This window comes from Streptomyces sp. NPDC050535 (genome assembly GCF_044457665.1).
GTDB lineage: Bacteria > Actinomycetota > Actinomycetes > Streptomycetales > Streptomycetaceae > Streptomyces.
The window spans coordinates 1-11,309 of the sequence record NZ_JBITHE010000036.1; the positions used below are offsets into that span (position 1 = coordinate 1).

The 11,309-nt window shown below is 67.8% G+C and carries 7 protein-coding genes; 5 read left to right on the plus strand and 2 right to left on the minus strand.

Annotated elements, in window-relative coordinates; genetic code table 11:
- The first annotated feature begins 982 nt into the window (after positions 1-982).
- The 4 genes from ACIBLC_RS39290 to ACIBLC_RS39305 are packed head-to-tail and all read left to right on the plus strand — an operon-like array spanning position 983 to position 7,769.
- Entirely contained in the window at positions 983-2,056 is a 1,074-nt protein-coding gene (locus tag ACIBLC_RS39290) for a Wadjet anti-phage system protein JetD domain-containing protein (RefSeq protein ID WP_399216283.1), read from the plus strand.
- Positions 2,049-3,332 (plus strand): hypothetical protein, encoded by a 1,284-nt coding sequence (locus ACIBLC_RS39295; RefSeq protein ID WP_399216284.1) that lies wholly within the window; start codon positions 2,049-2,051, stop codon positions 3,330-3,332. The genes ACIBLC_RS39290 and ACIBLC_RS39295 overlap by 8 nt, the downstream gene beginning before the upstream one ends.
- Positions 3,322-4,608, plus strand: coding sequence for a hypothetical protein (locus ACIBLC_RS39300; protein WP_399216285.1), 1,287 nt, complete (start codon positions 3,322-3,324; stop codon positions 4,606-4,608). The genes ACIBLC_RS39295 and ACIBLC_RS39300 overlap by 11 nt, the downstream gene beginning before the upstream one ends.
- On the plus strand, positions 4,605-7,769 hold the full coding sequence (locus ACIBLC_RS39305) for a hypothetical protein (protein ID WP_399216286.1): 3,165 nt from the start codon (positions 4,605-4,607) through the stop codon (positions 7,767-7,769). The genes ACIBLC_RS39300 and ACIBLC_RS39305 overlap by 4 nt, the downstream gene beginning before the upstream one ends.
- A gap of 293 nt (positions 7,770-8,062) precedes the next feature.
- On the opposite strand, the gene ACIBLC_RS39310 is transcribed toward ACIBLC_RS39305, so the two are convergent.
- The gene (locus tag ACIBLC_RS39310; protein WP_399216287.1) at positions 8,063-9,898 is read right to left on the minus strand and encodes an SsgA family sporulation/cell division regulator; all 1,836 of its coding nucleotides are present in this window, start codon (positions 9,896-9,898) and stop codon (positions 8,063-8,065) included.
- Complete coding sequence (locus ACIBLC_RS39315) at positions 9,895-10,755, minus strand: hypothetical protein (protein WP_399216288.1); 861 nt, start codon at positions 10,753-10,755, stop codon at positions 9,895-9,897. Before ACIBLC_RS39315 ends, ACIBLC_RS39310 begins: the two co-directional genes overlap by 4 nt.
- Before the next feature lie 223 nt (positions 10,756-10,978).
- On the opposite strand from ACIBLC_RS39315, the gene ACIBLC_RS39320 reads away from it, so the two are divergent.
- Entirely contained in the window at positions 10,979-11,173 is a 195-nt protein-coding gene (locus ACIBLC_RS39320; protein ID WP_399216289.1) for a hypothetical protein, read from the plus strand.
- Positions 11,174-11,309: the final 136 nt, after the last annotated feature.

Here is an 11,309-nt window from a genome sequence, read left to right on the forward strand (position 1 = left end):
CCCCGCGGAGCGGGTAAGAGGGTGCTGCGCACCCTCCCAGCGAACAGCCGCGCTTCGCGCGGCTGTTGACGATCCGCGTTGCGGATCGAAGCCCGGCTTCGCCGGGCAGCGTCCTTCCGCTTCGCTGCAGGACGCAAAGTCCTCAAAGAGCCTGCTGCGCAGGCTCTTTGAGGACGGGCAGGTCGCTTCGCTCTCCTGCCCGTCAGCTTCCGGCTCCGCCTCCAGCTGTAGACCCGCGTTGCGGGTCAGCTGGCTACAAGTAGGGGTTCCGTCTTGGGTGCGAGGTGCTTCCTTGGTGGAGAACTTCGCACGAATCCGGATCTCCGCATCATGCCTTCTGAGAGGATCTGGGCGATGTCAATGAGTTCAGTTGCAAAGAAGTTGGGGTGGCGTCGCCTTCGATGTGTGTACTGGGGACGCGGACGAGCTTCGTAAAGATCTTGTATGAGGTGGTACCCGAACCCACTGCCGGCTGGCTGACACGCGCGCCCGATAAGGCGGCTGCCCTCGGCATCAGCAACGCCATCTCGATGACTGCACGAGGAGGTTGATCTCCAGCCAGTTTGCTGATGCTTGTGAGGACAATGTCGGTTTCTGCATATTCTCCTCGGCAGGGTGACGCGGTAAGACGCTGGTGGTTCAAAGCAGTTGGGGGGAACGCGTGAGCGATGGAGTGGCCGGTTCGGTGGCACTTTTATTCGGTGAGGCTGAGGGGCGTATTCGTGTCTCCGTGGCCGGGACTCCGGAGGGCATGCATGCACTGTCGGTCCCTGTACGGCGTCAGGGCAGCAACCGCGCGCCACGCAATCGCCAGGGACTCTTACGCATCACTGAAGTTGACCTGGTCACTGCGACCACGCGGCTCGCCTACCAGCCGCCGGAGCATATGGGAAGCCGGGACCTGATCTGGGCTCTGTCGGCGAAGCGGCGGAACTGGGCAACGGTGGAGTCCAGATTCGGGAGCGGGGCGTGGGATGCAGCGATGTCGCTGGTGCGTTCCGGGGGTGTCGTTCTGCGCTGCGCGGTCGATGAGGATCTGGAGGTTGTGGGTCCGCTGGAGTGGCGGCTGTCGCATTCCTGGGCGCTGCAGGCGGATGAGCTGCTGCAGGAGCTGCGCGGTTGGCGGGATCCCGATGATGTGCGCAAGGAATTGCTCGCTCTGGTGGAGCCGGTGGCAGAACTGGAGCAGGAGCGGGCGCTGCTGGATTCCTGTCCGGCGGGTTCTGCGTTGCGTGTGCCCGAGGGCAGTGCCGTGGGAACTGAGGCTTGGACTGCCTACGAGGCGGCGCTGCGGGCGGCCGCTGAGTGGTGGCCCAGTCAGCGGGATGGAGAGCGTATGACCGCGAAGGAGTTGGCGGGTCTCGCTCTGAGCGGGTCGAAGATGTGGACTCCTGCACGGCAGGCGGCCTTCGAGAATCTGATCGGCATGAGTTTCGACGTTGCCCTCGACGAGGCCGACGTGGACATCCGTGTCCGAGGGCCTCTGCGGTGGCGGGTGGGGACGGTGGCCGCCGATGCCTCAGTGGCCAATCCGTGGATCGCCTTGCCTGCTGGCGCTCTGCGGCTGGTTGGAGAGGTCGAGTACGGGGCGCGCGGGGTTTTTTTGGTCGAGAACTCCGACACGTTCGAGCGCGTGTGTGCGATTCCGGAGATCACCTCGCAGTGGCTGTGTATCTGGGGGCATGGTTACGTCGCGAACAAGCTGGTCGCCCTGCTGGAGTGGTTGCGGCCTGCGCGTCTGGCCATCTGGGGTGATCTGGATGCGGCTGGGATCGCCATTGTCGATGACCTGTCCCGGCGGCTCGGCCGGAGGGTGCACGCGGTGGGGATGGAGGCGGAGTTGTGGCGTGCGGGCCCTTACCGGTATCAGAAGCCTGAGGCGTATCCGAAGGCCCGGGTGCTGGCGGCGAAGATGGCGGCCGAGGGGCCGGTGGAGTTGCGGGCACTCGCGGCGGAGATCGCGGGCACGGGTGAGTCATGCGAACAGGAGCCGCTGCACAAGAAGGTTCTGCCGCGGCTGACGGGGCTCTTGAGCACGGTGCCGGCCGATGGGTGAGCAGCAGGCGTTCGGGGACGGTGAGCGGGAGGATCTTGCGGCGTCTGTCCGGCTGGCCAACTGGCGGGCGTTCATGGCTCCTGTGGCCGAGGATGCCGGCGCGGTGGCCCAGCACCCGGAGGTGGCCCGGGTTGCGATCGCAATCCTCAATGTGTTCGCGGAGTATGCCGGGCCGCATGGCCTGACCAGGGCTCAGGTCCTGGAAGCGCTGACGGGCAATGCGCAGGGCTGGTCTCTGGAGTTGATCGATCGGCGGCTGGCCGTGTTGACGCGGCTGGGGTTTCTTGAGCCCTACCTCCTCAAGGCTCACCAGGACCGGTATGTGGTGCGGCCGGCCGGGCTGGCGGGAGCGCTGGCGGCCGAGCGGCTGGCGGAGCATGGTGGGGTCGACGAGTTGATCCTGTTGCTGGACCGGGCGAGGGCCGTGTTCGACCGCAGCACTCCCGATCCTGGCGCTGCTTTGGACTACTTGGTGTCGTGCCGCAACGCCCTGCGTGTGTTCGCCTTGGACCTGCAGCGGCAGGTAGCCACCGGAACACCGGGCGAGCTTATGGAGTCCCAACGCCAGCACGATCACCAGGGATTTACGCGGCAGGTCGCCGATCTGAACAAGCTGGTCACCAACCGGTTCAGCGGCGATTGGGCGCTCGAGGAGGCCGCTACGGCGCTGATTGAGGCAGAGCAGTTCTACCGTCAGCAGGTCATGGCCGCGGCAGACAAGGTGTTGGAGCAGGGCGGTGGCAGCCTGAACTTCGATGTCCTGACCGTCGCTGAGTACACCGACGCGGCCGTCAAGGGCGCCATCGCTCTGCTGTCGCAAGTCGGTGCGGCACTCGTCGCCGACATGCCTGCCGTGTGGATCGAGCCCTCCGTGCTTGTGGAGACAGTGGAGGGCTTCGCTCCCCGCTCGCGTGTTCGTGTGCGGCCGCTGGTGCCCGACCGCGACGTGGACGACAGCGACGACGATGCGCTGCAGCGGGCCGAGGAGGCGCATGAGCGCCAGCAGGAGCGCCGTCGGCTGCTGGCTGATGAGTTCCTGGGTGACGCCGATGAGGTCGACCTCACCCAGGCTCTGTATGAGGCGGGCTGGCCTGCGGCAGCGGCGATCGTCACCGATGTGCTGGCGCTCGGTGACGATCCTGGCGAGCCGTATGCGGTCGTGGTCGAGGATGCCTTGCTGGCCGACGCGGATGCCTCGGTCACGTACCTGCATCCCTTGCGTCTGCGCCGCGACGTTGCCGACGGTTTTACGGAACGGAGCGTGGATGAGCACTGAGAACGCCTCCGACTCATCCGGTGGAGAGACCGCTTTCCAGGCCGCGCTGTTTCTGGGCCGGTTGCGGGCCTGCCGTGTGACGTCGGCTGCGGTGCCGGAGCCCGTGCTGGCTGCAGCGGCGGCCGCGGCCGCCCGGACAGGGCGCCGTGTGCTCCGTGTCGTTGGCGCGGCGGAGAGCGCGGACGTGGTGGTGCTCGGCTGGGATGGCGAGACAGCTCCGGCCACCGGTCTGGCGGTTCCGTCGTGGCGGCTTGGGCTGCCACCGGTACCCACTCTTGTGTGGGCAGCGTGCCTGCGCGCAGCCTGGTCCGAGCCTGGGCAAGCACCGTTCCCGGGGCGTCGTTTCAGGCGGGCTGGCATCCTGTCGCTCTGCTCGGGGCTGGGTGCAGACCCCGACTCCGTCGAGCGGGCACTGGACCGGGCGCTGCCTGATGCCCATTTGATTGCCGCCGACGGGCCCGAGCTGCTTCTTGGGCCGGCCGTGGCGGCGCTGCCCCAGGCGGTGGTGGAGGGCCTTCGTCGTGGGCATCATCTGCTGCCTGTCCTCGATGAGGGCGCATCAGATCATGGGCAGCCTCCGGTGAAGCGGCGGGAGTCTGTTCACGCGGTGTCGGGCGACTTCAGTCAGGCGCCCGAGGTATCCGGCCATTACGTGATCCGGTCGGCGATGGCTGCCTTGGAGACGTCCCGTCGGCCGCTGCCGCGGGGCAGCCTGCCGGTGCTGACGGATCCGGCCATGCGCTCACTGGCCGAACGTTTTCTGCTGCCGTGCGGTCGGCACCTGTTGCAGAACCCGGACGGCAACTGGATCACTGGGTTCACCGATCCCGTCGCCGATGCCTTGGTGCAGGAAAGGACCGGCACGCTCAGCGATGCGGAACGGGCGGTGCTGGCTCTGGTTCTCCTGCACACGGTGGCGATCCCCCGGGCTCAGGGCCGCCATCGGCACAGCCGTTGGACGGGCGAGCCTCATGCGGTCACCCTCGCCACGTTGGCGTCCAACCGAAAGATCTCCAAGGTTGTCATGAGCGCCGCGCTGCGCGGGCTGCGGGCCGCGGGCATGGTCGCGGAGAGCACCACGGGCCGCTACATTCCCGGCCCGGCGCTCGACCGCCTCACCGAGCACCGCAGCAGCATGCTCTGGGAAGACCTGATCCTCGTCGGCCGCCCGGATGGGCACCTGGCCGCCGCCATTCGGCGTCGCCGCGGACTTACTGGTCCTCTCCCCCACCCTGACAGCCTCGTTGACAACCCGGCAGGGACGGACCGCCCGTGACGGAGCAGGCCAGTGGGTTGGCGCGCGGCAAGCGTGGAGTGATCGGCATCCGGCAGCTCATCGCCGTGCAGACCTTCGACATTGCCCGGCTGACCGCCCATCCCGTGGCAATCATCCCCGGTGCTTTTGTCGCGGTGACGGGACGCGGGCCAAAGGACTCCAACGAGTCCGGCAAGACCAGCTTCCTCGCCGCCCTCGCTCTCCTCCTCGGGGATCCCGAGTGGCGCATGGTGGGGGGCGGGTCAGTGCACGCGCCGAAGCTGCTGTTCGAACCCGTGACTGCCGGTGTGGCCCCGGAACGGCACGGGCCGGCTCACGTCGGCTACGTGGTGGGGGTCTTCGCCGAGCCGGACGATCCGCAGGGCACAGCCCACACCGTGTGGCTGCAGATATCGGCCAAACCGCAGCACATTGAGGTGCGCCACAAAGCAGGTGTCCACCTGCTCCTGGACGGCGATGACCGCGAACGGCACCAGCAGGCGCCGGACTTCTTCCGTGGGCTCGGCGGCAGACCACTGGGCGCTACGGAATACGCCGAGGCCCTCTACGGCCGCGCTCCGCGCTTGCTTGCCTACATCGCAACCCGTGGAGGCATTAGGTCGCGTCCGTCGCTGCTCAAGCTCGACGCCGGCACGTTCACCCCCGTGCAGATCGGCGACGCACTCCTCTCCCTCACCGGCAAGGCCGGCATGCTCTCCAATGACGTTCAGGCCCGCAAGGACCTGGCCAGGACGCAGGCGGACCTGGCCGACATGATTAGCCGGGGGGATGTCTCGTACCGCGCTGAGGAAGCAATCCTCGCTTCTGTCGGGACCCGGGCCCGGGCCCGGTTGGAAACCGCCCGGGCGTATGGCTTCTGGCACGCTTCACGCGCGCGGGCTGCGCTCGATGCGCTCGTCCGGGATCGGCGGATCACCGCTCATCTTGCCGTTGCAGAGGCCGAGATGGATGTGCTGGCGCGGGAACGCGAGGAGGCGCAGAGGGCGCTCGGTGAGGCGCGGAACACCAGTCACCTGCGGCGGATTGCCGGTGAGGCAGTGCAGCTCAAGACAGTGGCCGAGGAGGACTTGGCCGACGCGAACCGGGAGGAAGGAAGGCTCCGAGGCGATCTGGAGCGCACCCAAGGCGAGTACCGGCGCGCGGTGGATTGCGCGGAGGACTATGTCGGGCCATCGCCTGAAGAACTCGCTGGGCTTGTACGAAGCCAGGAGTCTGAGCAGATAGTCGTGGGTGCGGAGCTGCTTCTGGCCGGGGACGGTGTCAAAAGGCTCGGTCAGGAGCTCGCCGATGCTCGCGAGGGCCGAACCGGTGCGGCAGCAGCCGTCTTGCAGCTGCTGCATGCCATGGAAATGCAGGCTGTGGGGCTGATGGCAGCCACCCGTGTCCGTGCGGACGCCCGGCATCTGTGGGAAGCCCGTCTGGCTCCCTGGCAGGACGCCGTCTGCATCGCGCCCGGCGTCCTGGCGGAGGCGATGGCGGCGGTGAGCACTTTGCCCGGGGCGATCCTCGTCACCGGCCCTGCTTCCCCACCGGCGGCGGTTCCCGCCCTGCTGCCCCCCGGCACGCAGGTACTGCCTGAGGGCATCCTCGATACCGATTCCCTCGCGGTGCCCTTTCTGCAGGCTCTGGCCAGCACAACCGAGGTGGACAATCCGCCCCACGCGTCCATGCCCGGCCTGGGCGTACACATCGTCGGCGGCTTTGAACAGCCGATCGCGGGCGAGGAGGACATCTGTGCCCATCTGCAGCGCCGACTGCGCGACGCGGAATCCCAGTGCATGAGACTCACGGGCGTCTCTGACCTTCAGCGTCGTCGGATCGCTGAGCTGCGGCTCGACATCGAGCGAGCGCAGGCGCACGAGCTCGCGGAGCGCCTCGGCCCCAGGGTCGGCGAGCTGGAAGCGGCCCTCGCCGGGCACCTGGCCGCCCTCCCTGAACTGCGCACAGTTGCCGAGAGTGCCGTGCTCACCGCCCATCGCGCGCGGGACGCGTTCGCCACCGCCAAGGAGCGCGCCGACACACTCGCCGACACCGTGCAAAGGCTCAAGAAGCGCGCCGCGGAGGCCCTGCGGAGGAAGGACAGACTGCACGAGTTGCAGGCTGGCTGGGCCGCCGACCGGGCACGCATCGCCTGGGCAGGCTCCGTTGAGGAAGCCCTCGAGGAGCTCAACTGGAGCACACTGCCCGACGACGATCCAGACGCCGGGCCGTCGGACGAAACCACCACGCGGTCCGTCACACCGCGCGATGCCGCCCGCCAGGCTGAGTGCAGAAGCAGCACGGTCCTGGAAGGCGAAGGCCGGGCGCGGCTCGCGGCCGCACTCACCGGACTCGCCTCGGACACCAAGACCACCGGAGTGGCCACACCGGAGCTGGCCAACGCCCTGCACCACCACGAAGCGAACACCACCGACTCCCACGGGCAGGTTTTCCGCGCCTCTCTGGCCGCGCTGAAGACCTGGCTGGATGACAACGCCGAGCGGGACAACGGCGCTCGGGAGCAAGTGGACATCACCCGCCGCAAGCGGGAGGACGAGCGTACTTATCTCGAAGGCATCGTCGAAGAGTCCCGCCATGCCCTCGCCGAGACCCAGGAATCCATCCAGGAGCGGGTGCAAAGCACTCTGGGCCTCATCAGCAAAACCCTCAACCGCCTCGATGAAAAAGACCGCGGGTACGGTGCCGACTTGACCTACGACATCACCCCGCCGGATACCGCCGAAGGCCAGTGGATCTGCCAGGTCGTCCCTCGGTGGAGACGCAACCCCAGCGGTCCTCTGCTGCCCTATGACGCACCCACCAACACCGCCCAGGAGAAGCTCTTCTCCATCCACCTCGTACTCGCCGCTCTGCTGGCGGCGCCCGATGCCCGCGGCCGCGTCCTCATCCTCGACGAGTTGGGCGACTCACTCGGTGCGGAGCACCGCCGTGAAGTCATTGCCGCCCTGCGGGACGCCGCTCAGGAACACGGCATCACGGTTCTGGCCACCTGCCAGGACGGGCTGATGTCAGATGTCCGGCCGATGTGCGGACAGATCCTGCAGTTCCGCTATTACTCCAAGTCCGATCCTCTCAACCGGCCCACCGTCATGTTCGGCTTCGACCCCAACCGCCGACGCGTCAAGTTGACCTTGGACGATCTCGTCACCAGCCGATCCTGAAAGCTGGGCCTCCTCCTGCATGGCCATGGCCGTCCTCATGTGGGACTGCGTGCGTCCCCCGGCGGTGTATGCGCCTCGCCGAGCTGCACCAACGTCTACGTCACAGGCAGCAGCGGAGCCTCGCCGCTGCTGTTCAGGCCGCTGCGCGACACGGGGGTGCGTGGCAAGCCACCGCCGCACCTACCCCGCTCCAAATAAGAGTTGAAGTCGTCGATAGTCACGCCGTGGGCTCACGCCGCACCGCCGCTACTGTGCGTATCCGTAGTTGGAGACTTCTTGTGGGTCGGCGAATGTCATCGAACTTCCCAGGCTTTCAAGCCCTTGGGTGGCGTGGCCTGGCCATGCGGTTGCTGACTGGGCGGCTGATCGTTGAAGACTGGGCTGGTGAGTTGTCCCAATGCGCTTTCGAAGGAATCCAGTGAGCCGTCGAGCTGACGATGTTCCGCTCCGCAGGCAACGAGGTGTTGCGTGGCGTCCAGGTACTGCTTGAGTTGGGCGCGCGAGGTGGACAGCAGCGCTGTTCCTTCTGGGGAGCGCAAGCGGATGAAGGTGCGTTGATCGTGTGGGTTTTGCTCTGGGCTGGGCCACACAATGACATCGCCCTCCCCTGCACTGTGGTCGAGTCCTTCGAGGAGCAGCTCGCGCGCGAACGTCCACGCTGTTTCTTCGGGCTGGTTCTCGTAGAAGACTGCCTCGACTGCGTAGGGGTCAGAGGTGCGGTAGGTGAAGCGGGCGGGAAGGGCATATCCGTGATCCGCCTCAGTGTGGTGTACGCGCATGCTCAGGTAGGCGTGCTGGATCGTGCACCCCGGCGTCGTCTCGGTCCACATGCGTGAAGCGTGATGGTGCGTTGCGCTGCTGGTGTCCTGTGCCTGCTGCGCCGTCGTCCTCCTGATGCCGCCTGTTGAGGCAGGCGAGCGGGGCCTTCCGAAGGTGCGCTGCGCTCCTGTGGTGAACAGGTGCCACGACGGCAGGAAGTTGTGCGGCTCGTGGAGCACACGGTTGCGTCCGGTCTGCACCGCGTTGCTGTGCCCCGTGTCGCAGCAGTGGGTGAATAGCGCTGCCAGTCCGGTGAGCGTATGGAATGGTCCGGTGTCGTGCGCTCGGGGATCAGGCCAGTTGCCGTGTGTGTAGTGCATCCTCACCCCGTCGACCGAGCTGAGGAGCCAACTTGTGCCCGGCTCCGGTGTGCCCTGGCCAAGCGGCGCGGGCATCACCAGGAGTGGGGAGCGGGTTGCTTGAAGGCGGCAGGTGAAGGTCAGTTGGGTATCTGGGGCGAAGAGCGCAGGAGTGAAAGCTGTGGCCGTGCGGGAGCGCGGGGGCATGGCGGATTGCCTGATGCGTTCCCCTGTGCCGGTCAGAGCGAGCAGGTCGGCAGCCCTCGCTGCGGCGCTGCGTCGAAGAGCCGTCCTGAGTTGCCACCACCCGGCAGCCGGGGTGGGGGGTGGCGGGGTGAGGAGTTCCGTCAGGCGCGCTGTCCGCAGGAGCGACGTGTGTGGGTACGTATCCGGAGTACTTCGCGAGGCGCTCTCAGGGCCGGATCGCAGCTGCTCGCTCCTGGGCGGCGCAGGGAGCCGGGACGCAGTCGGCTGGATCTGGTGCGTCATCCGTTCCCGGTCTTGCACTGCGGTGTGAAGCGCCTGCGCTGCCTCGTGGATGGCGCCATAAGGGAGTTCGTGGCACACGGTGAGTGCAATAGCGAGGTACCGGTCGCCGAGGATCACGTCCGTGCACCAGTCACTTGCTGGGCGGGGCGTCGTCTCGTTGATCTCGTACAGGAGGCGCAGTGCGCTGGTGCTCCTGCCTGTCCCGGGAGCTCCTGCGAGGGTGACGATCCGGCGGCTGCGCAGTGCACGCTCCGACTGGCTTTCTGGGCTGGGCTCTTGGCCGGCCCCGCTGTCGGCGCGGTCTTCGTCGTCCGGTGTTGCGGAGGGCTCGTCGGCGGGCGGCTGTGCCGGGCGGGCGGCCGCCTGTGCCAGGCGACGGTGTACGTGGGCGGGGATGGGCGCGGTTTCGGCGAGGACGTGCGGGGCGCCCAGGCTGGAGGCGTGGAGCAGGGCGTCGAAGTCGACGTCGTCGTCCTCGGTCGCGGCGACGTTGTCCATGGTGGAGTCGTTCCAGAAGTTCATCGTGCTCCCCCTTCCCCGAGTTCGGGCTGCCGCGTGTAGGTGTCGAGGATCCTGGTGCGGGTCCGGCTGATGCGGCGTTCTAGGGCCTTTTCCGTCAGGCCGATCCGTTGGGCGGCTTCGGCCTGGGTGTAGCCCAGGGCCCGCCAGCCGAGGCCCTCGCGGACCTGGGGGTCGGTGATGTGCGGGAGGATCCGCTTGAGTTCGTCGTGGGTGGCTGCGGCGTAGTAGGGGTCGGTGGCCCGCTGGTCGGGAATCTCCCGCTGGGGCTCGCCGTTCGTCTCGCGGCCGGGGTTGTTGTCCAGCTCAGCTTGCCCCATCTGCCGGCCGCGGAACCACGTCTTATAGGCGGGGCGGAAGGCGCGGAGGGTGGCGCCGACGAAGTAGGTGGTGAGGTTGGCGCCGCCGTCAGGGTTCCACTTGCCCTGGATGAGGCCGTGGTCGCGGAACAGGTTCATGCCCCCGATGACGGAGTCGGTGGCTACCTGGTGGCGGTCGTCCTGGTTCCAGGTGGTGGTGATCATGTCGGCGGGGACGGGCCGGCCGGCCAGACGGGAGCGGTCGAAGATCTCGCCGGTGCCTGCCCACTTGACCATGGTGCGCCAGCCGTAGCTCATCCAGGCGGAGGCGGCCTTGTTGTAGCGGGGGCCCGTGAAGCCGTCGCGGCGCAAGACCTCCACGAGGAGCCGGTCGGCTTCCAGGCGGGTCCTGCGGGCTGAGGTGTCTTCCCCCACGGAAGTGCCTGCCGTCAGCTCGGCCTCGATGCTCAGCAGTTCGACGGAGGCAAGCTCTGCGTGATCCGTGTCGTCGCCGTGCACCCCGTCGTCGGGAGCGAACCCCTCCCTGATCCCATCCGGCACATCCGCTCCCTCGCATCGCCAAAGCCTCATCGGTCCAACGAACCCGTACGCATGCGGTCTTAGGCCCGCCCTGGGGATCTCCCCCCGGTCTGGGGCGAAGATTTTTCGGCACCCGTGGGTGATTCACGTCACGCGGGGGGAGATGGTTGCGCGGCTGCTACAGCATCAACGACCCGTTCTCCGCTCCGGCGGACGGGATTCCCTTTTCCGACCACGGGAGTTGATGGTGAACAGCCAGAACCCGCAGCAGCCGCTGCTCGGCCTGCGGACCGCGATCATCCTGCTGCTGGGCGTGCTCAGCGCCCTGGGCGCAGGTGTCCTGACCGTGCTGGCCGGCGGTGCTCCGGCCAGCGGCATCCTGGCCGGCGGTGCCGCGTTCGCGGCCGCGGTCCTCTTCTTCCACACGATCATCGCGTGAACCTGACGGGGTGCCTTGGCGGGTCCGGCCGCTGGCGGCGGCCGGACCCGCCAAGGCCCCCCCCCCCCCCGCCCGGCCTACCGGGGGGCGGGGGCGCGGTCCCGGGGGGCCCCCCTCAGCTCCGGGGTGACGGGCC